This window comes from Bartonella massiliensis (assembly GCF_902150025.1).
GTDB lineage: Bacteria > Pseudomonadota > Alphaproteobacteria > Rhizobiales > Rhizobiaceae > Bartonella > Bartonella massiliensis.
In genome coordinates, this window is record NZ_CABFVS010000035.1 from 14,588 (window position 1) to 41,573 (window position 26,986).

At 37.6% G+C, this 26,986-nt stretch carries 13 protein-coding genes; 11 read left to right on the forward strand and 2 right to left on the reverse strand.

The genetic code is table 11. The features are described from left to right. Positions 1–14 precede the first annotated feature (14 nt). The 11 genes from FNZ60_RS07790 to FNZ60_RS09755 all read left to right on the forward strand — a co-directional run bounded on the left by FNZ60_RS07790 (position 15) and on the right by FNZ60_RS09755 (position 25,248). Positions 15–4,973 (forward strand): autotransporter outer membrane beta-barrel domain-containing protein, encoded by a 4,959-nt coding sequence (locus tag FNZ60_RS07790; RefSeq protein WP_142417037.1) that lies wholly within the window; start codon positions 15–17, stop codon positions 4,971–4,973. Positions 4,974–5,638: 665 nt separating this feature from the next. Further along, a complete protein-coding gene (locus FNZ60_RS07795; RefSeq protein WP_142417038.1) occupies positions 5,639–8,779 on the forward strand; it encodes an autotransporter family protein in 3,141 nt (1,046 codons plus the stop codon). 1,148 nt (positions 8,780–9,927) lie between these two features. Further along, entirely contained in the window at positions 9,928–12,687 is a 2,760-nt protein-coding gene (locus FNZ60_RS07800; RefSeq protein WP_142417039.1) for an autotransporter outer membrane beta-barrel domain-containing protein, read from the forward strand. 965 nt (positions 12,688–13,652) lie between these two features. After that, a complete protein-coding gene (locus tag FNZ60_RS10635; protein ID WP_142417040.1) occupies positions 13,653–14,537 on the forward strand; it encodes a hypothetical protein in 885 nt (294 codons plus the stop codon). Continuing rightward, positions 14,534–15,256 (forward strand): autotransporter outer membrane beta-barrel domain-containing protein, encoded by a 723-nt coding sequence (locus FNZ60_RS10640; RefSeq protein WP_142417041.1) that lies wholly within the window; start codon positions 14,534–14,536, stop codon positions 15,254–15,256. Before FNZ60_RS10635 ends, FNZ60_RS10640 begins: the two co-directional genes overlap by 4 nt. A gap of 2 nt (positions 15,257–15,258) precedes the next feature. Next, a complete protein-coding gene (locus tag FNZ60_RS10645) occupies positions 15,259–15,939 on the forward strand; it encodes a hypothetical protein (RefSeq protein WP_425456841.1) in 681 nt (226 codons plus the stop codon). Beyond that, on the forward strand, positions 15,888–16,361 hold the full coding sequence (locus tag FNZ60_RS10650) for an autotransporter outer membrane beta-barrel domain-containing protein (protein WP_425456842.1): 474 nt from the start codon (positions 15,888–15,890) through the stop codon (positions 16,359–16,361). Before FNZ60_RS10645 ends, FNZ60_RS10650 begins: the two co-directional genes overlap by 52 nt. Positions 16,362–16,364: 3 nt before the next feature. Continuing rightward, the gene (locus tag FNZ60_RS10655; RefSeq protein WP_425456843.1) at positions 16,365–16,658 is read left to right on the forward strand and encodes a hypothetical protein; all 294 of its coding nucleotides are present in this window, start codon (positions 16,365–16,367) and stop codon (positions 16,656–16,658) included. A gap of 201 nt (positions 16,659–16,859) precedes the next feature. Further along, entirely contained in the window at positions 16,860–19,478 is a 2,619-nt protein-coding gene (locus FNZ60_RS07820; protein ID WP_142417042.1) for an autotransporter outer membrane beta-barrel domain-containing protein, read from the forward strand. 177 nt (positions 19,479–19,655) lie between these two features. Beyond that, positions 19,656–22,970 carry an autotransporter outer membrane beta-barrel domain-containing protein gene (locus FNZ60_RS07825; protein ID WP_142417043.1) on the forward strand — a complete coding sequence of 1,105 codons (3,315 nt, stop codon included), beginning with the start codon at positions 19,656–19,658 and terminating at the stop codon, positions 22,968–22,970. Positions 22,971–25,089: 2,119 nt separating this feature from the next. After that, complete coding sequence (locus tag FNZ60_RS09755; protein WP_185913536.1) at positions 25,090–25,248, forward strand: hypothetical protein; 159 nt, start codon at positions 25,090–25,092, stop codon at positions 25,246–25,248. On the opposite strand, the gene FNZ60_RS07830 is transcribed toward FNZ60_RS09755, so the two are convergent. Continuing rightward, on the reverse strand, positions 25,232–26,203 hold the full coding sequence (locus FNZ60_RS07830) for a WD40 repeat domain-containing protein (RefSeq protein WP_142417044.1): 972 nt from the start codon (positions 26,201–26,203) through the stop codon (positions 25,232–25,234). The two genes, FNZ60_RS09755 and FNZ60_RS07830, sit on opposite strands and share 17 nt — an antisense overlap. A gap of 18 nt (positions 26,204–26,221) precedes the next feature. Then, the coding region (locus tag FNZ60_RS07835) for a CobW family GTP-binding protein (protein ID WP_142417045.1) at positions 26,222–26,986 on the reverse strand (765 nt) is incomplete at its 5' end.

Genomic DNA, 26,986 nt, shown 5'->3' on the forward strand with positions numbered 1-26,986 from the left:
AGAAAGTTTGACATATGATCAATGTATTTAAAAAGCGTACACATTTGTATGCACTGACAACAAGTATTTTTTTCTTTTCTTTACAATTACAAGGTGCGAATGCAATAGCGCGGTCGATTGGTGATTCATCGGGGCAAGGGATGAACGGGATTAATCCTGTACCTGTAGGTAGTTCAGTGGATGGAGTTAATTTTGATCTATCCGGTTTTTTTTCGTCGATGAAGAAGTCCGTTTCTGGAACTCAGGGGCAGCCCGTTTCTGGAACTCAAAAGAAGATTATTGGGGTTTTAGCTAAAGACCATCAGTTAGTTTTTGCCAATAAGATAAAAGTCTCCAATTCTCTTATAGGAGCTGCAGCTGTATCGCATTCGGTTATTATATTGACAGATTCAAGTATTATTACCCCAGTATTGGGATTGTACAGTGATAAATCTGACATACTGATGGCATCAGGAATAGTGAGTCTTGGTGACAGTGGTATAGGGGTTATGTTAGGAAATAATGCATCTGTTATTTTAAATCAAGTTAAGATTAAAACCACTGAAAGAGAAAACGCGCAAGAAGAAAACGCGCAAGATGTGAATGATGTGAATAATGGGGGGGGGGAAATTAAGAATATTGGCTTTCTAACACTTGGGGGGATTGTTTCCTTTAATCATGGGACCTATACTTGTGGTGGTCATTGTTCTGCTTTGTGGGTCAGTAAAGATAATCCTCTATCTAGTTCATTTAATCTCGCTTCATCTGATTCTAATTCATTTAATTCTAGAAGCTCTAAAACTGAAAGATCTAAAATAAGGGAAAGTTTGGTTGGTGAAGAAGATAAACTTTGGGCTAATGTTGCTGCAACTATTAGCTCTATGCAGCCTATTATAAATGAAAAGTATAATCATCCTTGGAAGATTAGTGCGAGTATGCATAGGTCAACTATTACCATGAAGGAGAAAAATTCTTATGGTATAGTTTTTAAAAATATTATTGGGGATGATGCAGAGCGTGATCAAAGCCAAAGCAGGGGCGCGCGCGTGGTTTTTTTGCAAAATACTCAGATCAATGTTGAGAAAGGTGTTGGTATTTATGGTGAGGATTTAAATGGTTATGTTATTTTAAAAGAAGGATCAAGGATTGCCGGTGATTTATTTTTGAAAGCTACATCAGCTTCTGAGGTATCTGTTTTTTCTCAGCAGTCAACGATTGTAGGAGGTGCACGTATTTATGACAATGCTGCTGCTAAATTTTATTTATCCGATAACTCACAATGGCTGTTATCAAAAAGTAAATTTTTCCCTTCTGAGAATAAACCTTCTTCTTCTGAGAATGTGGGTTGTGATTCATGTATTTCGTCTATAAATCTTAAAGATAGTTCTATTAAGTTTATGCGTCCGCAAGCTGAGCAAGATTATAAAACACTTTATATAGGAAGAAATAATGGCACGGTTTACAGTGCTACAGGAGAATCAGGGATTTACTTTAATGTACTTGTACTTCCTGTTGTAAGTGATAATAATGTAAATGATAATAGTGTATCTGACAAACTTTTTATTCATGGTAATGTTTCTGGACAAACTAAAGTATATGTGAATGCTTTTGTCAGCAGAGATTCAGGGCAGAATAATAATAGTATAATAGAAAATTCGAATAAATTTCAGAGTATTTCACTTATTCAAGTGTCGGGCGAGGCTCAACAGGATAGTTTTATTTTAGCAAATGATTATGTCACTCTAGGACGTTTACCTTATCAGTATAAGCTTCGCGCTTATAACAAAGACGGAATTTGGTATTTCTGCTTAGAAGATAAGGACTATATGAAGAATGGAGAGCCCGATTCAAGTGTTTTAGAAAAAGATAAAAATACTGTTGAAACAAGAAAGCCTATTTCTTCACCGGCTAATCTTGGCAGATCTGAAATATCTGGGGATGGTGAGCTTACTCCTGTACCCCTTCTGGATCCTACATCTGGAGCTTCAGATGAGATATCTGTTTCTTCATCTAGAAATAATTCATCTGTTAATCTTGGAAGATCTGATACAGGTGATGTTTCTGTAACTAACGTGCTTGCACCTCTAGAATCAGTTGCTACAGACAATGTAACGCTTAATAGTTCTGCAAAAAATGAGATTTCTACAAAGCCTGATGCAGTTTCTGCTGCTGTTGGTCGTATTCTTTTGCTTAGTCATTCTGATAATGGAAGTGTTTCTTCTGAAAAAACGCTTTCTTCTACATGTGATACTACACAGAATAATGGTGAAAAGGAATCGCAAACTTCTTATTCATGCAGTGATGGTAAAACATATACAGTGAAAGATCGTACACTGAAGGCTAATAGTGATACTGAGCATTCTATGCATGCAAAGAATAAGGATACAGTTATTAAGCTAGAGAATGTTACCATTAATGGTGCGGATGCTTCTGATTTAAAGAATGGTACCGGTTTGGCAGAGTCAAAGCTTGTTAGTGCTGTGCTTGCAGAAGAGGGCGCAGAGGTTATTTTGGATAAAGACTCAACAATTACATCTTCTGTAATTGGTCTTGAAGCTAAAAATGGTGGAAAGATTACGATGAGTAAAGGAAAGGTCGATGCGTATCATGTGGGCGCTTTGGCAGATTCTGGATCATCTGTTAACCTGAAAGGCACGACAATTAATGTGACGGGGGATTTTGCAGCGGCTGGTTTGGAGAGTAAGGCTGGTAAAATAACCATGGACTCTGGGACTGTTAGTACGACAGGGGGCGTGGCAGTGAAGTCGAAATCTGGGGGTGGTGTTCAATTAGATAAAGTTCACATTACTGTGAAAAAAGAGAAAGGGAAGTTGGATTCTACAAGTATAGATGGTGCAGCTTTTATGTTGAGTGGTAATTCTTCTGTTGATTTTAAAAATGGAAATGTTGTTACTGATGGACATGCTTTGGTTATAAGAGCTAATGATAGTGATGCGGCTGAGACCGGTTCTTCTAGAAGAAAGAGATCCTCTGATGCTCGTCCTACTATGAATCATGCTAATATCGAATCTTCCACTGTTAAAGTGGAAGGTGATGGAACCTATGGTATATATTTTGATGGGCAAGGTGTAGGAAAACAAAATAGAAGTGGAAACTTAGAGGCAGTAGAGCGTTCTAGTGTTGTTAAACGGAGTGCTGAATCCAAACAGGAAAAAACACCCATAAGCATAACAGGGACAGTTTCATTGAAAAAGACGAAGTTCGAAGTCGCCAAGGGTGTTGCTATTTATGGTAACACTTCTGTAGGTCTTGTTTCATTAAAAGATAAAACAAACCTTTCTGGTGACTTATTGTTGAAGGCTGAGAATGATTCCAATATATTGGTTTCGGTTAATGACTCTACTATGATAGGTGGTGCACATATTGATAAAAGTTCTTATGTCAGCTTAATTTTGACCAATGGATCAGAGTGGATTCTCAAAAGAAGTAAACATAAGGATTGGAGAACTCTGAATTCAGAGTGTGTGGATTCATGCGTTTCTTCTGTAAGTCTTATAAATAGTGCTATTAATTTTAAATCTTCGGAATCTGAAGGGAAATATCAAACTCTTTATATTGGAAATGGAAAAGGCACAGTTTATGAGGCGCAGGGTAATGCTATAATTCATCTCAATGCGCGTTTAAATCCGCATGATCCAAGTGATCAGCAAGTCACAGATCGGCTTGTCATTCATGGTGATGTTTCTGGAAAAACAAAAATACATGTACGAGGTGATGCGGGTAGTATAGGAAACGCTAAAGCGAATGCCAAGGTTGCGCATAGTGTTTCAATTATTCAGGTTTATGGTCAAGCGAAGAAAGATTCTTTCCAACTTGATGGCGATTATGTTGCACTGATAGATTCACCTTACAAATACACTCTTCGTGCTTATGGTCCAGGAGTAACTTCAAAGCAGGAGCATGTTCAACAGAAATTTGTTAGGGATGGTGGAGCGTTTTGGAATTTCCGTTTAGAAAATCAATATGTGAAGTCTGTAGGGTCTGCTTCCCTTTCTGAGCAGTTTGTCAGGTCTGTCGTTCCACAGGTTCCAACTTATCTTGTCTTGCCTAATAGCATATTCCATGCTGGTTTGATGGATATTAACAATCAAAATAAGCAGTTGGAGACATTACGGATGACGCCTAAAGGAATGGTAGATGTTCGTGAGAATCCTGCTTTGTATTTGCGTGGCTATGGTGGAAGTTTCCGTTATGCTTCAGATTTATCTGCACTTGAATATGGTTATGGCAGCGATCTTAACTATCATGGTGTAGAGGCTGGTGTTTTGTTGCAAACGATTGAAAATGCTGACAGTGCTATATCATTGGGTGTTATGGGAACTTATGGAAAGCTTTCTCTACAACCTTTGAATGTTGAGCAAAGTCAGAAGAGTGCGTTTGATAAGTGGACTGCTATAGCCTATGGTAGTATGCAGCATGATGTTGGCTTCTATGTCGATGGTCTTTTGTCTTATGGTTTGTTAAAAGGTGATGTTCTCACCCTTGCACGCGGTAAGACAGCAACATTGAAAGGTAATCCTTTGAGTGTCTCCTTGATGAGTGGTCAGACAATTACCACAGGATATAAGGGCTTTGTCTTTGATCCGCAGGTTCAGGTTGTTTATCAACATCTCCAATTTAATAAGGCTCGTGATATCGACAATTTTGATATTGAAATGGGTAACCTTGATCAATGGGTGGCACGTGTCGGTGGACGCTTAACCAAGAATCCTGCAGGTTCTGAAGGTGTAGATGCTGTTGCTTTCTATGGTAAGCTTTATCTTGCTCATGGTTTGGGAGGAAAACAGTCTGTGCATTTCAGTGATGCTTTCAAGTTAGGGGCATTTGGTTCTTCACTAGAGGCTGGATTGGGCTTTAATGCCAAATTGTTGCCACAGTTTTCTCTGCATGCTGATGTTCTCTACCAACATAAGCTTAATAAAGCTGGTTTTTCTGGAGCAAGTTTCTCCGGAGGAGTGCGTTATCAGTTCTAATATGAGGTACAGTATGTACTTTTAAAAAAGGCAGCACAGTGTGCTGCCTTTTTTATATCAACTTGTGTTGTTTTTAAAAAATTCTCGGCTTCTTGGTGAAGCAAAAAAGATGGTGTGTTGTACGCATAAGCACGTTTTTCTAAGCTAAAGCGGATTTTCTTAAAATCTTTACGGCTGATATTGTAGAGTGACTCACTTCTATGAGGACTTTTAAAGAATTCAGGAGTCCAGTATGCGTTACATTATCCTTTTGACACTGTATTTATACGATCTAAGTATAATATTGGGTGTTTTCTAAAGCTCGTTTTTGAGAGTTTGTTTTCCACTGATTTAAATTATTTTTTCATTCGTCTCTCTGTGGATTCATTTTTAAAATTCACAATATTAGATTGTGTTTTTAATTAATTGCACGCATTGGTTTTATTTTTTCTTTACACGAAATACAGAATGCATTATACACCTATAAAGTGTGATTTGTTGTTATTCTCTTATAAATGGTTTGTACGTAGAGTTTTTGCCAAGTTTATAGGGATGATTCATTACACGGTTCAAATGAGCATGAGGCATGTCTTTTTTGTTACACCTTTCGTTTTGAGGTGCATAGCGACATGTTTTTCAAGTGCTTTTGTTTTCAATGAGAGGGGAAGAAAAGTTTCGAGGGAACTATGATTAAAGTGTTTAGAGATCATGTATGTTTATGTATTTGTACGACAGCTATTCTTTCTTTTCTCCAAAATGGAATAGCGATCGCTGTGAATGGAGGGGGAAGTGAGGGTGCAGTGTATACAATCACTGTGCACCCGATTAGTATCAGTAGAAGTGGTAGTGCTCTTAGCGGGAATAATGGAGGGCGCCTACTTGGTGGAGCGGAGGGGGGAAGGCTTAATGGGGGAAGGTCTTATGTAATCTCTGTTCCTAGTAGCGGTGAGGGTGCAGGGGGAGGGAGCATCAGTGGTAGTAATTCTATTAGTGGAAGTAATGCTGGACGCCCTCTTAGTGGAGAGGGTGGAGATAAGGAAGATGGTAAGTATCTTTATAAATATGACAATAATAGCGGAAAGTTGGTGCTCTATAATGGGTTATATTATTTGTGCGATAATTGTGGAGAGGACACAATTGATAATAAATCTTATAAGATTACAAAAGCTAATGCTTCTCGGTATCCCTCCACAGTTGCTATAACGGTAAAAGGGAAAAATGCAAAAGTGAACGGGGAAAATATCACTGTTGGGAGTGAAGATTCTGATAAATCCTTGACTCGTGGTGTGTCTGTATCAGAGGGCGGTCAAATTATTTTGAAGAATTTTACTTTCCAGAATAATGCAACAATTCAAGAGGGAAAGCCAGTAGCTCTTCATGCGAGTAATGGAGAGATTAAAGTGGATCGTGGGATTATTAATGGAGGTGCTGTGGCTGTTCAAGCAATAGGACAGCCAACGTATGTTATGTTGAAAGATACGGAAATTAAAACGAATGGTGGGAAGGCAAGCCTTTATAATTATGGTGGTGCAAAAATTGAAATGTTAGGTGGATCCATTAATTTTATGAATAGTCATGGGGTTTCTTCGACATTAGGTGGAAAGATTATCCTCGATGATGTTAAAATTACTGGAAAGGGTAGCGAAGGTGAAAATTATGCGGTTTTTCTCATGGATTTCGGTGGTTCTGTTAATTTTAAGGGAATTGTCGAGGGTGAAAATGTGCATGGCATATTATCAGAGAATACGGTCCGTACTTCAAATTCAATTCTAGAAGATGGAAGCCCAGTTCTAGATGAGAATTTAATTCCGTTATCTGAGAATTTGTCTAAACATGACCGTATGACAGTGGTTAATCTTAAAGATTCTTCTGTTACAGTGAATGGAGATCAATCTTATGGTATATATTTTAAAGGTGAAAAGCCGTTGGCAGGATACAACCTTCAAGAAGAGTTTTCATCAGAGCGGGAAAAAAAGCTTGGTAAATTGAGAGTTGTTAATTTGATGAGAACGATTCTTTCTGTTCCCGAAAGTATGGCTATTTATAGTAAAGATGCCGCTTTTGGTGTTATTAGTTTAATGCAAGGCAGTATTTCAGGGAGGACATTGTTAAAAGCTGAAAAAGGTGCATCTGTGATGGTTTTGGCTGATGCTTCTACGCTTAAAGGCGGCTCTGATGTTGATAAAAACTCTAACGCTGAACTTTATTTAGGAGGTGCATCTAAGTGGATTTTACAGCAAAATCCGCAGAGAGATCAACATGAGGGTGCAAAGGATTCTTCTATTTCACTCGTCAGTCTTATGGGTGAGAGCTCTATTGATTTTAAAAGACATGAAACTTCTTCTGTTGATGGTTATCAAACCCTTCGTATTGGAAAGGGGGGAAAGGGTGAAGTTTATAAGGCGCAAGATGGAGCGCATATTTATCTTAACACATATTTGAATAAGGGTGGTGAGCTTGATCAGCAAAAGACGGATCGTGTTTTAATTCATGGGGATGTTGCGGGAAAAACGATGGTTCATGTACGTGCTGTTTCAGATAGTCCAGGAGAACACACGGGCAGTGGTGGAAATAATCAAGGTATTTCAATCATTCAGGTTTCGGGAACCGCAGAGAAAGATTCTTTTCAGTTAGATGGTGGTTATGTGGCATTGGGGCATACACCTTATCAGTATAAACTTTATGCTTATGGTCCAGGGTCTGATTTAGGAAAAGCAAGTACAAATCAAAGATTAGTTGAAGGAAGCGAAGAGTTTTGGGATTTTCGTCTCGAAAGCCGGTTTATGGATGATGTTAAACCTGAACCAAGTCCTGAGCCTGGGCCAACGCCTTCTCCAGGACCGGATCCTAAGCCGGAAGTTAAGGCTGTTGTTCCGCAGGTTCCGACTTATCTGCTTTTGCCTAATGCTTTACTTCATCTTGGTTTGATAAATGTTAGCAATCAAAATAAGCGGTTAGAATCTTTGCGAATTGCAACTGGTGGTTTATTAGAAAGTCATGAAAATCCTTTCTTTTTTGTGCGCGGTTATGGCGGTAATCATCGTTATACTTCAAATCTTTCTGCGCTTGAATATGGTTATGGCGGCGAGCTTAATTATAATGCTGTAGAGGCAGGTATTTTGCTAAAAGCAATTGAGAATATCTATGGGACCACTTCTTTTGGGATTATCGGGTCTTACGAGAAATTTTCTTTGCAACCTTTAAATGTTGAACAGAGTCAAAAAAGTACCTTTGATAAATGGTCGGTTGCAGCATATGGCGGTATGCAGCATGATGCAGGTTTTTACGTTGATGGTCTTGTGTCTTATGGTTTATTTAAGGGTGATGTTTTGACAACAGCACGGGGTAAAACGGCAACATTAAAGGGAAATCCTTTAAGTGCTTCATTGACGGCTGGTAAAACATTTATGGTGGGAGAGGACGGTTTTGTTTTTGATCCGCAAGTTCAGGTTGTTTATCAATATCTGCAATTTGATAAGGTGCATGATGTGGACGGCTTTGATATTGAGTTGGGAAAACTCCATCAGTGGGTAGGGCGTATTGGAGGGCGTTTAACAAAGATGCTGGTTGCCACGGATGAAGCTCAAGTTGTTTCTTTCCATGGCAAACTTCATCTTACTCATGGTTTTGAAGGAAAACAATTTGTGCATTTTAAAGATGCTTTTCAGTTGGGGGCTTTTGGTTCTTCGTTAGAAACTGGATTAGGTTTTAATGCTCAATTGTCTCAACGATTTGCGCTTCACGGTGATTTTGTTTATCAGCACAAGCTAACGAAAGCTGGTTTTTCTGGGACCAGTTTTTCTGGTGGATTGCGGTATCATTTCTAGTGTCGTTATTGTTTTTGTTTAATTTTTTAAAAAGCCACAAGTTATGCTTGTGGTTTTTTTGTTCTCTATTCGGTTTGTTGTTATAGTTTTTTATAGAGTATGATTTTGCATTTTTTTAATATGTTTTGGGGTTGTTTTTTATTTTCCTTGAAAAATTGAATAATTTTGTACGTTATCGTTTCAAAGCATGTATTTCAGAGCGATTGTTATATTGTTTATAATGCGCCAATTAATAAAGATATTTTTTAATTTAGAAGGCGAAAAATATTTTTAATATTCTTGAAACCACAAAAAGCATTCCTTTGCATGGGGAGGATTGGCAGGAAGATACCGTTTTAAGAAAGACTGCAATATGATTTTATGAATTGTGTTAAGAGGAAAGGGGTAACACCATTAGAAATTGGCAAAGAAAATGATGTCTCTTAAGGGGAATAAAAGCTGTATCCGATGATACTTTATATTATATGTGCTGCTGTTGTGAAATAGGGATGGAAGAAATGAGACATATCTGAAAAGACTGGTGAATAAGAAAGATAATATGGTTTTTTAGGAAATGTCTTTTCTAAGAATGTGCTCAATAATAAGATGAAGTCATGCGTAATCTTTACTTTTTAAAGATACGGCTCTGAGGGCTGTTGAATGATGTAAAGTCGAATAAGAAGATGGTAAAAATAGGAATTGATTTTGATTGCTACACGCTCCTATTCTAAATTAGGCTCGTTTGCTATAAAGATTGCCTAAAAGCAAACGTGTTTCCTCCTTGTTTCCCAATTTGTGTCTATATTTGTTTGTAGGGTATCCATTGTTTCAATAAAATATTGATCGCAAGGATGTTGACTATATTGGTTCTGGCGTTAATTGGGCATCATTTAAAGAAGGCATTTTAATGCATGTAAACGAACTCAAGCTGTTTTTGCATAACAGCTTGAGAGATAATTTTTCTCTCGTTTTCAGTTCTATTTCGATAAAGTCTTTGTAAAATTATAAATCGAAATCGTATTTTGGGATAAATTTTTATTTACATAAAATACAAAAAAGACTAATTATTTCCACAAATTTAAATCAAAATGTACTAAAACTTTCTTTCTGATTAAGGTTTTTAATACGTTATGAATTTATCCTAATAAAGGAAAAATTATGGTGGAATTATGGTCAAGATATTAAAAAATCATCTCTCCTTATGTACTTTCACGACAGCACTTCTTTTTTTTGTGCAAAGTGTTGATGCTAAGGTTCAGACTAGTGCTGTTGCTAATGTTGGGGTACAAACTCATTCTAATGCTAATGGTAAAATACAAAATAATTTTCAGCCATTTTCATGTCTTATTAGTACATCATTTTATCGGTGTAATGATGGTAGAAGTCATCAGATTGAAAAGAAAAATTATCAAAAAACTGATAAAAATACGAATGAAATTGCTGCTATACAAGCGTCTGGAAGAAACACGTTTCTCTTAGGGCGTGATATAACTGTTAAGGATGCTGCAAGTACTGATAATTCGGAAGGAAGTTTTTGGAAATATGGTGTTGTTGCGAGTGAAAAGGGAGAGGTTAGGATAGAAAAAGGGGAGATTGACTTTACAAATGGTATCGGCGTTAAAACAGCAACAGGAGGGAAAGTTGTTTTAAAGAGCTTTTCCATTACCGAAAAAGGTAGTCAGGCGATGAAGAGAGATGGACATAGTGAAAATTCAGCTTTTCATATGTTCTCAGGTGTTGGGATTATCCATTTGGAGAAAGTTGAAGTTAATTTAGCTAGAGCCCATGGTGTTTCAACGGAGGGAGATAATACCCATTCGAATATGCGGTATATGACTATTGTGGATTCTGATATTAAAGTAGAGAGTAGTACATCTTATGGTGTGCGTTTTTGGGAGGGACAAGGGGATAGAAGTGAGGAACTAAAAGATCACGAGAATCCTCGTGATTTTTATATTTTTCCTGGGGAGAAAGAGATGTTCGGAAGTTCCCCAAAAACAAACTTACCTGTACGAGGGCATGTCGAATTGACAAAAACCTCTTTTACTGTTCCCAATAGTGCAGCTATCTATAGCAGGAAATCTGGTGGTACTGTTATGCTTTTAAATAATTCCACACTTTCTGGAGATTTATTATTGAAGGTTGTGGATGGCTCTTTTGTAAAAGTTTCAGTTGATGCTTCTACTCTTATGGGGGGGACAGATGTTGATAAAGATTCTTTTGCTGAGGTTCGGTTGAGAGCTGGTTCAAAGTGGACTTTATCAAGATCAAAAAATGAAAGTTTGTTGGGTTCTAACGCTATCGGTGTTTCAACAATTTCATTGATACATCTTATTGATAGTTCTCTTGTTTTTGAAAAACCAGAAGCTAACATAGCTGATGGCTATCAAACGCTTCGTGTTGGAAGAGGAGTAGGTGAGGTTTATAAGGCGCAAGGCAATGCGCGTCTTTATTTAAATACTTATTTAAATAAGGGGGGGGCTCTTAAAAATCAAAAAACGGATAGACTTTTAATTCATGGTGATGTTGATGGAAAAACGATAGTCCATGTGCAAAGTGTTTCAGGAAGTCCAGGGGGGGGGACTGGGTTTGAAGGAAGTAATAAGGGTATTTCACTTATTCAAGTGTCTGGAAGAGCAGAGGAGGATTCTTTTAAGTTAGAGGGTGATTATATTACATTGAATGGTTTACCGTATCAGTATAGGCTTGGTGCTTATGGTCCAGGGTCTCATTTAGGAAAGGCTAGTCCTTCTCAAAGACTGGTTGAAGGTGGGGGAGAATTTTGGGATTTTCGCCTCGAAAATGGATTTATTGATTCTGATTATGCATTTAGCGTAACTCAGGGTTCTGAGCTTGTGCCGGCTTTTCATTCTAAAACTAACTCAGCACAGGGTTCTGAGCTTGTGCCGGCTTCTCATCGTGAACTTAATTTGTATGGTAAACATCACTCTAGCCAAAGTGTAAGGTCTGTTGTTCCGCAAGTTCCAACTTATCTCATCTTGCCGAATAGTTTGTTCCATACTGGTTTGATGGATATCAGCAATCAAAATAAGCAGTTGGAAATACGACGTGCTCATTCTCGTAGAGTGTTGGAAATTCATGAAAATCCCGCTTCATTTTTGCGTGGCTATGGGGGGAGTTCCCGTTATACTTCAGATTTGTCTGCGCTTGAATATGGTTATGGAGGTGATCTAGGATACTATGCCCTAGAGACAGGTATTTTGCTACAGAGCATTGAAAATGTTGATAGTGTCCTATCCTTTGGGGTGATGGGGTCTTATGGAAAGCTTACTCTGCAACCTTTGGATGTTGCTCAAAGTCAAAAAAGTACATTTGATAAATGGACAACTACAGTTTATGGTAGTATGCAGCATGATGCAGGGTTTTATGTTGATGGTCTTTTATCCTACGGTCTGTTTAAAGGAGATGTTCTCACTTTAGCACGGGGGAAGACTGCCACATTAAAGGGCAATCCTTTGAGTGTTTCATTGATGGGTGGTCAGAAAGTTGCCACAGGATATGAAGGCGTTATTTTTGACCCACAGGCTCAGATTGTTTATCAACATCTTCAGTTTTATGAGGCGCGTGATATTGATAATTTCAATATTGAGATGGGTAAACTTGATCAATGGGTGGTACGTCTTGGAGGTCGTTTGACGAAAACGCTTACTGCCTCTGAAAAGGGCCGTGATGTTTCTTTCTATGGTAAAATTCATTTTTCTCATGATTTTGGCAAAGAAAAATCTGTACACTTTAAAGATTCTTTCAAATTAGGGGCTTTTGGTTCTTCTCTAGAGGCTGGATTGGGGCTTAATGCTCGCTTATCTGAAAAATTCTCGTTTCATGGGGATTTGGTTTATCAGCATAAGTTGAGTAAAGGTGGTTTTTCTGGCATCAGTTTTTCTGGCGGATTGCGCTACCGCTTTTAGGATGATCGTCTTTGGGGTTAATTTTTAAAAAAAAGCCACAGGCATTGCTTGTGGCTTTTTTATGATTGTTTTATTTACAACGTTAAAAATAAGCTTTTTTTAAAAAATGTTTTTTGCATGAGCCGTTTTTTCTTTTTAAAAACAAGATAAGGTTTTTTTAGTTTCCAGTCGTTGCTTTTTATGTTGTTTTTTCTCTTATGGGCAAGATACTGATTTATAATAATTAATCATTTTTTTATATGAAATGAAAAACACGAATATCGTAGGATTTTTTCATTTCAAATCTGTTCCACGTTGAATTAATCAAAACCATTCGTTTATATGTTAAAATTGGAGAGATCCATGGAGATAAAAACTGGATAGAAGGGCATTAAAATGCCTCTTATGAGCATTTTCAAGTGTTAGAGGTTGTCAGACACATTTTAGGGTTGGAAAAGTGGGGGATGGTTTTGCTTTACTTATTCGTAAGTGTAAAATTGGGATGCTTAATGAATTTATCATTATATTATGCATGGGCGCACTCGTGAAATGGGGTTAAGTGTGTTGAGAGGTGCGTGTCTTTAAAATAAGCACGTGAATTAATAATATGCCGATATTCTGTTTAGGGTGTTTTATTTTACGTGATGGTTGTGACTCTCCTAAAGAACGCGATAAACATAAAGTGTGAGTCGATGTGTCATCTCCTTTTGTATAAGCTTATAAATTCTCTGGATATTACAACTTTGGGGTATGGGATATTTATTATCTCTATTTTGCACGTTTTTATATAAAAAAAGCAACTTTAAGTTGTGTCATTTTTATATTTTATCTTCACACGCAAGCTTTAGTGGATATATAAAAATACAAAAATGTATTTTAAATTATTACACGCAATCAACTTTATTCAACAGAACGCGTATTTTCTTGTTTTTAGAGGGGGGGGGAGAAAGTTTGTAGAAAATTATGCTTAAAAATCATTTCTCTTTATGTCATTTTACAACGGTTGTTTTTTTGTACATCATGTTGATGCTGGTGAAATTTTTTCTCAGAAGAAGCAATATTCATGGAGTGAAAGTGCTTCATTTTATCATTGTAATGATGGCCAAACATATGAAATTTCTCGGAAAATTTATCAACTCACGGGTGAACGTTTGGATGCAGCCTTAGAGGCATCAGGGGAGGATACAGTCATTGAGGGAAGCGCTATAATCATTAACGGTGTTTCGAATGTAAATAGCCATTCAGAAAAAAACGCTTGGACGACGGGTGTAAAAGTTTCAAAGGGGGGGAGGTGTTGCTCTCTTTTATTCCATGTTAACGACGTGTCGATAGGGGCCGAGATTGATGAGGATGGTGCTTTTGAGATGCAGGATGGGGTGATTAAAGCAACCAGAATGGGGATCAGTGTTTCGAGTGAGAAGTCGTTTGTATCTTTGACCAAGACAGAGATTAGGATACCGGCTGATGGGATAACTCTTTTGAGTCATAGTGGAGCTAAAACGCATATGAAAGGCGGAAAAATTGATTTTACTGAGGGTATTGCTGTCCAAACAGGAGGAGATGGAAAAATTAATTTAGAGGGTATTTTTATTACCGGAAAGGGGAAAAAGGCGACAAATACAGATAATTATCGTGAAGATTCAGCTTTTAGTATGCTTCAGGGGAAAGGTATGATTAATTTTCAGAAGGGCAACGTTAATGTTAACAATGCTCATGGCATTGTCGTGCAGGGGAATAATCATAATGCGGCTCATATCAAATATTCCAATGTTTTTATGAGAGGAAATGGATTTCATGGCATGCACTTTTTTTGGCAAGCTGCCTTGAATGATAAAAAACAATTATACCTGGGAAAGGGGCGGTTCAGTTGACCAAGACAACTTTTATGGCGCCAGGAAGTACGGTTATTTATAGCCGTGAATTTGAAAGTTCTGTTAAACTCTTACACGATTCGACAGTTTCTGGCGATTCACTCTTAGAAGCTGTTGAACGTTCCAATGTCACTATTGAAGCTGATGCTTCTACCTTACAAGGAAGCGCCTATGTTGATGAAAGCTCGATAGCCAAGATAGAATTAAAAAATGGTTCAAAGTGGATTTTATCGCGACCTAAATATGGGCAATTACAAAACTCTGCTGTTTCTGGTTCTAAGTTAAAAGATTATTCTTCGATTTCATCTCTCAAACTTACAGATAGTTCTCTTATTTTTGAAGAATTAAAATCCGAAACAACGCATCTTTATAAGATACTTTTCATCGGAAAAGGATCAGGGATCGTCTATAAAGCGCACGGTGATGCAAATCTTGATCTCAATACATATTTAGATAAAGGGGGAAAGCTTGAAGCACAAAAAACGGATAGACTTTTAATCAATGGTGATCTTGAAGGCAAAACAACAGTTTATGTGTATAAGGTTCCTGGAAGTCTAGGGGCATTGACGGAAGAGGGCGGTAATAACCAAGGGATTTCCATTATTCAGATTTATGGACAAGCTGCTGAAGATTCTTTTCAGTTAAAGGGGGGCTATGTCACACTTGATGCTTCCCCTATCAATGTCGTCTTAAGAGCTATGGTCCAGGCTCTGCTTTAGGGATGGCTGATTCCACTCAAAAAGTGCTTAAAAACACTGGAATATTTTGCGATTTTCGCCTTGAGAGTCAATTTGTTGATTCTTCCTCTCTTGATCCGGCTGAAATTATTCCTGTTATTGATGTTGCTTCTCCTGCTTCTGGTGACGTTCCTTCTTTTTCTGAAACTCAGCCTCATATTACTAGAGATAATGGAGGGTCTATCGATTCTAACTCTAGAGAAAAAATTCGGGAGCCCAGTCCTTCTTTTTCTGTAGATTCTTCGGATTCTCCTCTTCTGCCGCCATATAATGATTCTGATGTTTTTATGCGGGATGTTCCAAACCCTTTTCTTGTTTCTCTTCCACCCTCTCTTGAACCTATAAGGCCCACTATTCTTAAATCTCATCCCGTTGTGCCGACATCTGGCTCTTCTGTTTTCTCCCCTGTTTTTGAGCTTTTTTCTGCTCCACAGTTTTTTACCTATATTCTTGTACCAAAGACCTTATTTCATGCTGGGTTGATGGATATTAGTAATCAAAATAAGCAGATGCAAACACTGCGAACTTTTTCTCGTTGGTTGTTGAAAATCAATGAGAAAATCCCGCTTTGTTTTTGCGCGGTTACGGTGGATATTACCGTTATACTTCAAATTTGTCTGCACTTGAATATGGATCTGGAGGTGACCTTGATTATCATGCGCTAGAGGCAGGTATTTTACTCAAAAAAATCGAAAATCCATATAGTACAACATCTTTTGGGATTATGGGAAATTATGGCAAACTTTCTTTGCGTCCTCGAGAGGTGAAACAACGTCAAGAAAGTATATTTGATAAATGGTCCTTTACAGCCTATGGCAGCATGCAGCATGATATGGGTCTTTATATGGATGGTTTCTTCTCTTATGGTTTGTTTAATGGAAATGTTCTCATACGTGAGCGAGGTAAAACGACTGTATTAAGAGGAAAGCCCTTAAGTTTTTCCTTAACGGCTGGTAAAATATTTATGGTAGGCTGTCGATGTTTTATTTTTGAACCACAGGTCCAATTTGTTTATCAAAATCTCCAGTTTCATAAGACTCGTGATATTGATAATTTTAATATTGATATGCGAAGGCTAAAACATTGAGGAGTGCGTCTTGGTGGACATTTAACCAAAACACTGATATTGACGAAAGAGGCACAGCTTCTTTCGTTTTATGGTAAGCTTTATTTTATTCATAGTTTTAATGATAAACAATTTGTGTATTTTAAAGATACATTTCAGCTTGGTTCCTTTGGCTCTTCTTTAGAAGCTGGAATTGGCGTTTATTCGCAGTTATCTGCAAAAATTACTTTTCATAGCGATCTCATTTATCAGCACAAATTTACGAAGGCGGGCTTTTCTGGAACGCATTTTTCTGGTGGATTAAGCTATCATTTTTAGCTGTATTTCTCTTAAATATATTCTTTGTGAAAATAATAAGTACAAAACAAGACCTTATTGTGTTATTTCTCTGACTTTTATCTTTACATATAATACAAAACGAATTATTAGACGGCACATAATAGGAATAACCTGTAGATGCCCCAGATGTATCTTTTTGGTTTTCTGTGAAGATGAAATCAAGAAAGTTTAGAATAAATTATGATTAACGTATTAAAACGCCATGTATGTTTGTGTGCCCTTACGACCTCTGTTTTCCTTTTTGCGCATGATATAGATGTAAATGCCCAGGAGAAACCTTCGTGTAATTCCCGTTTTAAAGTTTATCCATGTGATGCTGTTAAGACTGGTCAAAATAACGATCAGTTGTATGTACCAGGATTGGATACGAGTGTTAAGAATATTGTTTCTATATCCCAATCTCAGAACACAGTTATTAAGTTAGAAAAAGGTGAGGCAAAGAGAGGCACTTCAGGAATTGATGGGACTTTGGAATTTAATAAATCTGAGAATATTACATCAGCTGTGATGGTGTCAAAAGGTGACAATACCGCTTTTAAGAAACTTTCTGTTACAAGTGATGGCGAAAAGAAAAAAGGTAAAAGTGGTCAAAATAAGTTATCTCAATCTGTGTTTGGTGTGAAGCAGGGCGGTTTTCTTTTCGTTGATGAGGGTAAAGTTCTTGTTACAGATGTCCATGGTGTAGCGATTGAAAGTGCAAATCCAGTTTTTCAAGAAAAGTCACTTGAGTTGCGGGATAATCTTATGTCTTTTGTTTCTTTTGAAAACTCAAAGATCATTCTTAAGGGACATGGAGCGCATGGTCTGCATTTTAGAGGAAGTTCTTCGCAATATGAATATCAAAAGGGTGAGCTTCTTACGAGTTTAGGGGAGGTTCGGTTTAAAAAGACAGAACTTCATATTCCCAATGGTACGGCTATTTATAGTGATGATGCGAGAAGGTATCCTTATATTACAGCATCAGAAGGCTCAAAGATCTTTGCAGATCAGTTATTAGATGTCAAAAATAATTCATTTATTGCGCTTGATGCTTATGCGTCTTTTTTGAGAGGGGGAGCACAGGTTGAGCAAGGTTCTTATGGTAGTATTGAGTTGTTCAATCAATCACAATGGACAGTAAAAGCAAGTAAAAATCTACTAAGCAGCAAACTTAAACAAGATTCATCTGTTGCGGATTCATCAATTTCATTTCTAGGGCTTATTGATAGTTCAATTTTCTTTAGTAAACCTCAAAATGGTTACTATCAGAGATTACATGTCGGAAGTGTAGAGGATCAATCTAGTGATTATGCTTATGTTGCAGGAGGTAATGCGCGCTTATATGTTAATGCAAATTTTGTTACAAACAGTGAAAACAAAAATGTAAAAGCTGATCAACTTGTGATCTATGGTGATGTTTATGGAAAAACCAAGGTGCATATTGTAAATCCTTCAGTGATTACAGGGAAAGGAAGGATTCTAGTCGCTAAGAAAGGAGATTGCCATGGTGCTTCAATTATTCAGGTTTATGGAAACGCAGCGGAAGATTCCTTTAAACTGGCAACGGATTATGTCGCTTTAAGAGGGGCACCTTATCGATACAGTCTGCGTGCTTATGGACCAAGCTCCTCTTTGGGACACGCCAAAGAGGAGAATAAATTAGTGAAAGGGACATCGGTAAAGAAGAATGGTGATTTTTGGGATTACCGACTTGAAGCTGAATATGTCAAGGGTTCTTCTAAAGTGAAGAAAGTTGTCTCTCATCGTCGTGTATCTCGTTCTATTGGATCTCAGGCATATCATGATAATATTTTAGCTGGTCATGATATTGCTCATTATTCTGAAGAGGGCGTTAAAGCTGTCGTTCCACAAGTTCCAACTTATCTGTTGATGCCGAATGCTTTGTTTCAGGTTGGTTTGATGGAGATGAACAATCACAACAAACAGCTGGAAACATTGCGTAGTACTGCTGGAACTTTCGGAGAAAATGGTAGAAATCCTGCCCTTTTTGCGCAAGGTTATGGTGGAAATTATCGCTATGTTTCTGATCTATCTGCGCTTGAATATGGTTATGGTGGCGATTTGAATTATAGCGCACTAAAGGCTGGTATGTTGCTCAATACGATTGAGGATACACAGCATACTTTAAGCTTTGGGATAATGGGAAATTATGGAAAAATTTCTTTACAACCTCAAGATGTTGAAGAAAGCAAGAAAAGTGCCTTTGATAAATGGTCTCTTACAGCCTATGGCAGCATGCAGCATGATACAGGACTTTATATCGATGGCCTTTTTTCCTTTGGGTTATTTAAAGGGGATGTTCTCACACGTGAGCGAGGTAAAACAGCAACATTGAAGGGAACACCTTTGAGTGCTTCATTGGTTGCAGGTAAGGCGTTTAAAACAGGATATAAGGGGCTTGTTTTTGATCCACAGGTTCAGGTCATTTATCAAAATATGCGGTTTGATAAGACGTTAGATATTGATGGCTTTGATATTGAAATGGGCAACCTTGATCAGTGGCTGATGCGTGTTGGTGGGCGTTTTAGCAAAACATTTGCTGCCTCTGAAGAAGGTTCTGTTATTTCTTTCAATGGAAAACTTCATCTTGCCAATAGCTTTGGAGGAAAACAACGTGTGCAGTTTGGGGATGAATTCCAATTAGGAGCTTTTGGTTCTTCTTTAGAAACCGGAGTAGGGCTGAATGCTCAGGTGTCTTCAAATTTTGTATTGCATGGAGAAGTAACCTATCAGCATCGTCTCAGAAAAGCTGGTTTTTCAGGGATGACTTTTTCAGGCGGGTTACGCTATCGTTTTTAGATGCTTATGAAATATAAGGCAAGTTTTTCATAAGTTATAGAGTATTGTTTGAAGTATAAAACGATCATTTTAGTTTTATACTTCTTACTTTTTGTAGGGTTAACTAAGCGTTATTTCAGCTCTCGTTTATTCTTAAATAAAAAAGGGGGGGAAGAAGGGCAAATTGGGAATAAAATTATGGTTAATATTTTAAAAAGGTATAGATTTTTATTTATCACAACGGCGATTGTTTCTTGTTTACCAATCGTGAGTGTTAATGCAAATTGTGATCCAAACGCTCAGTTTTACAAATGTAATGATGGTAAAAAACATACGCTTAAAAATAAAAGCTATCATTTAGAAAATTCTGGGGTAGTTTCTTCTCATTCCGATTCTATTTCAGCTCTATATGTAGAAAAACAGGGTACAGTTGTTGATGCTTCTCAGATAACTGTTACGGGTGATGACTCAGATGAACTATACGGTTATGGTGCATTAGCAAAAGAGGGTGCTCGTCTTAATTTAAAAGATTCAAATTTTAAGAATATACCTGCTCTTCATGCTGAAAGTGCGGTTATTCGCATGACAGATGGCACTATTATGGGGATTTCTCATGCTATTTCTGCATTGGGTAAAGGAACAGATATTGCTTTAGTGAGTGTCAAGATTGAAACGACATCAAAAGAAACGGCACCAAAAGAATTGAATGGTGTAGAAGAGATAGCGCTGATTAGCAGTTTGGGTTCAAAGATTAGGCTGTCAGGGAGTACCGTTATTTTTAATGGGAAAGGGTCATTTTCATCACTTTATGGGGGAGAGTATAGTTTTGATAGTTCTGTCATTAAGGGCAAAGGAAAACAGAAAACTGTTATCGTTGGTGAGAGAAGTGTCAATAAGTTACCAGAAGCCTTTGATATCTCTCAAGGTGGTTTTGTTCAATTAAATAATAGTTCTATTGAACTTAGTGATATGCATGGCTTTTTGATTAAAAATGCTTCAGGGAATGTGCATAATAAAGCTAGGTTGTTGAGGCAAGGATTTAATTTAGCTGATGTGTTTAAGAAGACGAATATTAAGATTGAAAAATCCAATATTTCTGTTCAGGGTAAGGGAACCTATGGTCTGTATTTTTATGGATTAGATTCCAATGATATATGGGGCAATCTGAGAAATCTGGGAGCACAAGGCGTTGCTCTGGAAAAGACATCTGTTCAATTATCAAAGACAACTTTTTCAGTTCCAGAGGGGATCGCCATTTATAGTACAGGAGATGCTGGTTATGGGGCTGATGCTACCCTTAAATTATCGGAAGATACAAAAATCTCTGGTGATTTGTTATTAAAAGCTGAAAATAATTCTTCTCTTCGTGTTCAAGCCTATTCTTCTACTCTTAAAGGGGGAGCACGCATTGAGGATACATCTCGTATTGATTTGCAGTTAAGAAACGGTTCAACATGGTATCTTACTAAGCGTAAATATCAAGGCTTACAAGAAGCGGATTTTACGGTTTCATCGCTTTCTACTTTAAGTCTTTTTGATAGTACCGTTGTTTTTGAGAAATATGTCTCTCAAGATTACCAAACATTGCATATTGGAAACAAAATAGACAATGAAGACGATATTCAAGCATTAGACAATATCGATAAAATAGCTGGTATGAATGAGCTGCCCAATAAAATATACAGTGCAGAAGGTAATGCTCAGATTAAGATGAGCACATTTCTGAATAAGGATGGTTTATTTGATCCTCAACAAACAGATCGCATTTTAATCTACGGGAATGTTTTGGGAACTACCCTTATTGGTATGGAGAAATTTTCCAAAACTTTAAATAAAGAAGCGGCCAGTAAAGGCAGTCAAAGTATTTCACTTATTCAAGTTGCAGGGACAGCAGAGGAGAGTTCTTTTAAGTTAGTCAATAGTTATACTGCGGTGAATGGTTTTCCTTATCAATATAAACTTCGTGGCTATGGTCCAAGTTCTTCTTTTGGAAATGCGGATCCAAAGAATAGATTGGTTGCAGGGAAAGGAGATTTTTGGGATTTTCGTCTCGAAAGTGTTTACATTGGTTCCACGTTAGATTCTTCTGAATCTGCTTCTAAGCCAACACCGACAGTTATCCCCCCTCAATCTGAAGAAGAAAAGATCCCTTCTGAGCGACCAACCGAAACTATTTCGCCTGAACAACCTTCTACTGTTGAACCTCCGCTTATACCATCTACACCTTCTTTGCCTGGAGGATCTGAGCCATCTGAAACATTGATCCCTACAGATTCTACGCTGATTCCTTCTAAACCTGTTTCACCTGAGCCTCCTGCTGTACCAACTGTTCCAGAGGATCCTTCTGCTGTACCGTTTGTTCCAGTTGAAACTTCTCCTGATGTGGTTATGCCCTCTAAGCCATCTGTTCCTGTCACTCCTTCGTCTACGGATTCTGTTATTCCTCCTTCTACAACTGTTGAACCAAAGCCTTCTGCGTCCTCTGATCCTTTGGATCCTTCCTCTCATTTTTCTATAGCATTTGATGTTCAGCCGGAATTAGAAATTAGAGCTGTTGTTCCGCAATTGCCAACCTATCTGCTTTTACCAAATGCTTTATTTCATGCCGGTTTGATGGAGATGACCACGCAAAATAAGAGGTTAGAAACCATGCGGGGTGCTTTTCGTCCTTTGGGGAAAGATGATGAAAACTCAGCCTTTTTCCTACATGCTTATGGGGGAAGCCATCATTATGCTTCCAATTTATCGGCTTTTGAATATGGTTATGGTGCTGAACTGGATTATAATGCGTTCCAAGCCGGTGTTTTATTAAACGAGATTGAGAGTTTATATAGTCGGACATTCTTTGGGGCTTTGGGAAATTATGGAAGTCTTTCTCTTGCTCCTCAGGATGTTGAACAAAGCAAAAAAAGCGCGTTTGATAAATGGTCTGTTGGTGCCTATGGAAGTCTGCAGCATGATACGGGTTTTTATATTGATGGGCTGTTATCCTATGGTCTTTTTAAGGGCGATGTTTTGACGCTTGCACGGGGCAAGGTTGTGGCATTAAAGGGAAAACAGTTTAGTGGTTCTTTAACGAGTGGCAGAACGTTTTCAATAGGCTCTAAAGGTGTTGTTTTTGATCCACAGGTTCAGGTTGTTTATCAACATCTTCAGTTTAATCCGGCATATGATATTGATCATATTGATGTTGATTTGGGAAAATTTCATCAATGGGTGGGGCGTGTTGGTGGACGTTTAAGTAAGACACTTCATGTTTCTGAAGAGGGACGTGTTGTTTCTTTTTATAGTAAGCTTTCTTATTTGCATAGTTTTGAAGAGAAGCAATTTGTTTCTTTTAAAGATGATTTCCAGTTAGGTTCTTTTGGTTCATCTGTGGAAGCAGGGCTTGGGTTTAATGCGCGTCTCTCATCAAAACTTTCCCTTCAAGGAGATGTTACTTATCAACATAGATTAAAGAAAGTTGGTTTTTCGGGAGTGAGTTTCTCTGCTGGATTACGTTGTCTTTTTTAAAAGAGATCCACGGTGTGTTTTTATATAAAAGGCAAAAAAATCTTTTGCCTTTTTAATCTCTTAAAATTTTATTTGCTTCATCAATGTGGTGATTACTTTGATATAAAAAGTTATAAGAAATGCTTTCTTTGATTTATGATTAAAAAATACTCAATCTGCTTTGTTGCTATGCGATAAGGAATTTTTCTACAATTTGTGATGTTACGATATGCGGATAGATTTCATTGTAAATATGAGAAACTTGAATGTTGAATTTGTAGCACTCTTTTTCAAAAAAGGAGATATTGGTGGTTGTTTGTGGCAATACTAAGCCTAGGATGAAGATTGGTTTTTAGGCGTTTTTTTAAGAGTTTTTTAAGTTATTTTTGTCCGTTTCTTTATTCATTTTTGTAGATCACACGTTTAAATTTTGTGGTCTTTATGCATTATTTTGAATTTTTTTTGAGATAGGAATGTAACGTTATATAAAATATAAACTGTATTTACATTTTTATCCGTTCATATGTTTATTGTCTTTTTTCCTTTTAGGATTTTTACTTAAGTATTTGGGATAAATAATTTTTTAGAAAATACAAAGAGAGTTTGAAGGTCAAATTATCATAAAAAGTAAAGGATGCTTTGTTATATTTTTACAATTGTTTTTCTCATTTGCCAATGAGAAATGCTAGAAGCTGTTGTGATGATATACAGTTATTATTTTATTGCTGTAATGAGTGGGTATCATCATTCTATTTCCCTGCTTCAATGTTTCAATATTGCGCAAAATTTAATACTCGAAAGTGTTTATAAGAAGTATTTTAGTTTTTTTTAAATTTTTTGTTTCTACATGGGCTCTTCTCTGTTTGTACATGTGCAAGAAAATGATTTGGATTGATTGAATATAAACAGATTTGAAATAAGAGATTTTTACGATTTTAGCGGCTTTTATTCGGCATGTAAAACGATGAGCACTCTTTATTAAAGCAATTTGATCTGTCTAGACAATAAACCGGATTGTTGGTCAGAGCTGACAGAGAACACTTTACTTTTTGTGGTATGGTGTGGTGGTCAAAAGATTTTTATTGAGAAAAATAGTGTTGATTTCCCTTTATCTGATCGTAGGAATAAATAAGCCTTTTCGATGATACTATAAGCTTTATTTTTCTGAGGTTGTGAAAAAGTGCCTTTATGGGAATATGCGGCTCATGGCATAGGTTATGATAGAAAGAGATGGTTTTGTAGGCGATGGGATATTCTGTCTTGGGGGTGTTGTTTTTATTCTTTATTATGGGATAATTTACTATTATTAATCAATATACTGCTGTTATAGTAAAGGGATAGGTGTGCTCTCATTCTATTTATGTTTTTGGCCTCTATCCTTCATTTTGGGGAACGTTTTTATCGCGTCAAGAGTGCGTTTTTACGGATTGCATTTTTTGTCTACAAAGATGCCATATTATCTTCCGTTTAGCCAAAGAATGCTTTCAATTGTGATATTGTTGTTCTTGAGTTTACTGCATTTTTTGCGGCTAAGTTTTCTTAAGCTATCGGCTGATTTGTTAATCCACGCTTGTGGCTCATGTATTGTAAAACGCCCTTCCAAAACTGATTTTGGGTATGTTTTTTCGTGTTTATCGCAAATAAATGTTTTATCACGCATAGGACCAATTTTAAGGGTTTGGGTTAGTTTTGGGAAAATAGGTAGAAAAATATCTGTTTTACATTGGCTTTTTTCTGTTTTGATATGATCTTTAACATTTTCTCAATCAAGGTGAACCGCATCACTATAATGCAAGCCCGTATACCAGAACATTAATTCAAACGTGTTTATGCGTCTTATGGTGCACCATCTTTGATCATATTTCTCAACATCTTTTTCTGTTTAAACAGGAAAGCTGCCTTTATTTTTGAGAGTTTTTTTGACACTTCAAGTTGGATTATGTTCCAAAAGACCTTGTCAATTTCCCCATTAAAAAGCCCATTAAGTCTTTTAAAAAAACTCTCGCGCCATTGCTGACGTTTCTTTACGCTGTTTAATACCAGCTGTAATATATTTCATTTCCAATGACTTACTATAGCAATGCTAAAAGGTCAAAAAACATATTTTTTAACCTTTTCTTGTCTAAAGGGGGATAGGAAAATGAAAGATTTCATGATTTATAAAGACTTTGGGGATTTTGGAAGGGGGAGGATTTTTTTGATTTCTGTGAGTTTTAGAGATGTGCGGGGGCGTGAGATGTCGTGGATATTTTTATCGGTGATAGTACTTGTTGGTGCTTGGCTTAATCAGGGATATTGATCATACCACATTCACCATTTTCGCTGCCGAAAGTGAGGTTGTGCCCTGTCTGATCCCAGTTGAGTGCTGAGATAGCGCTTTTTCCATATCCTTTGAGAAGAATTTCTTTTTCATCACGAAAATGTGCCGCTAAAATCATTCCATCATTAAAACCTATGGCGACAATTTCTTGGCTTGGGTGGCATGAAACGGTGCTAACGAGTGCATTTGCTCGTGTTCCAAGTTCTAGGGGGGCTTTTCCCATGGGGCCGTCTTTTGTATGAAAGGGCCAAACAATTGCGGCAGAGGCTCCTGATGTTGCGAGCCATTTTCCTTTTGCGCTCCAAGACCAGCTTTTGACTTTGCTTGGATAGCCACTCATCCGTAAGTGTTGATGATCACTAAGACGCCAGCCGTGCAAGGCGTTTTCTTGCATCGTGGAAATGACATAGCGGTTATCGGGGGAAAAGGTGACGCCACAATGCGCTCCTTTCCAGACCAATGTGGTGGGCGATGTTTGCGTTGAGAGCCAATGAAGTGTAACGCCATTGTAATGGGCAACGGCAAGTCGTAAACCCTTTGGAGCAAACGCTAGACCTTCTATACTGCGTTCATGTGTGAGTTCTTGTTGTTCTTTTCCCACATGTACAAATGCAAGACGTGCAGAAGAAAAAGCAAAAGCTTTTTGGGGGCCAAAAGCAACGTTGCTTATCCATTTGCGTTCTTTTTGACTAAGTAGTTCTGTGTGACCACCTTCTGTTGTTTGACAGACTTTTCCATCTTCTCCCCCGGTGATGATCGCGGTATTGTCATGGGAAAAATGACTTGAAATTATTCCTTGGTGAACTTCAAAAATTTGTGGGGTTGGGGTTAAAAAAACAATTAAACCTTCCACGGAAACAAAGGCTGGTTTATTGCCTATAAAACCACAAGAAAGGCAGTAACTTTGGAGATCATAATAGGTAATGTTTGGCATTGTCACTCATTTTATGCGTTATGCGCAATTTTCAAAATCAAATTTTAACTTTTCAGCATCAAGAGAGCGTCCGATAAAAACAAGGCGGCTTTCTCGTTTTTCATCTTCACGCCATGGGCGTTGGTGTTGTCCCTCAAGAAGCATATGAATGCCTTGAATGACATAACGATCATCATCCCCTTGAAAGGCAAGAATACCTTTAAGACGCAAGATATCAGGTCCTTGTTGCTGCGTAAGCTGTTGGATCCAAGGGAAAAACTTTTCTGGTTGTAGAGCCCCTGTTTTTAAACTTACAGAAGTAATGGTAATATCATGAATGGGGGAGGCATGATGATGATGATCATGATGGTCATGATGACAGTCGGGACCACAGACATGGTCGTCATGTTGGTCTGTATCTCCGTGATCAAGAAAATGGGGATCATGGTCGAGCGTTCGTTGGAGATCAAAGAAACCACGATTGAGAAGTTTATCAAGAGGGATATTGGTCCGCTGGGTTGTATAGAGTATAGCGCGAGGATTAATGGCCAGAATAAGAGATTCAGCATGGGCACGTTCTTGTGCGGTGCTAAGGTCAATCTTATTTAAAAGAACGATATCTGCAAAGGCAATTTGCTCTTCAACTTCACGACTTTTTTTCAGTTGAGAGGGTAAATGCTTTGCATCAACGACCGCTATGACACTGTCGAGAGCTGTTTTTTCATGGACAGTATCATCCATGAAAAAGGTTTGAGCAACTGGAACGGGATCAGCAAGTCCTGTTGTTTCTATAATAATCGCATC

Coding starts and splice junctions, on each gene's coding strand:
- FNZ60_RS07790 (WP_142417037.1), top strand. CDS start 15: ATGATCAATGTATTTAAAAAGCGTACACATTTGTATGCACTGACAACA.
- FNZ60_RS07795 (WP_142417038.1), top strand. CDS start 5,639: ATGATTAAAGTGTTTAGAGATCATGTATGTTTATGTATTTGTACGACA.
- FNZ60_RS07800 (WP_142417039.1), top strand. CDS start 9,928: ATGGTCAAGATATTAAAAAATCATCTCTCCTTATGTACTTTCACGACA.
- FNZ60_RS10635 (WP_142417040.1), top strand. CDS start 13,653: ATGTCATTTTACAACGGTTGTTTTTTTGTACATCATGTTGATGCTGGT.
- FNZ60_RS10645 (WP_425456841.1), top strand. CDS start 15,259: ATGGCTGATTCCACTCAAAAAGTGCTTAAAAACACTGGAATATTTTGC.
- FNZ60_RS07820 (WP_142417042.1), top strand. CDS start 16,860: ATGATTAACGTATTAAAACGCCATGTATGTTTGTGTGCCCTTACGACC.
- FNZ60_RS07825 (WP_142417043.1), top strand. CDS start 19,656: ATGGTTAATATTTTAAAAAGGTATAGATTTTTATTTATCACAACGGCG.
- FNZ60_RS09755 (WP_185913536.1), top strand. CDS start 25,090: ATGAAAGATTTCATGATTTATAAAGACTTTGGGGATTTTGGAAGGGGG.
- FNZ60_RS07830 (WP_142417044.1), bottom strand. CDS start 26,203: ATGCCAAACATTACCTATTATGATCTCCAAAGTTACTGCCTTTCTTGT.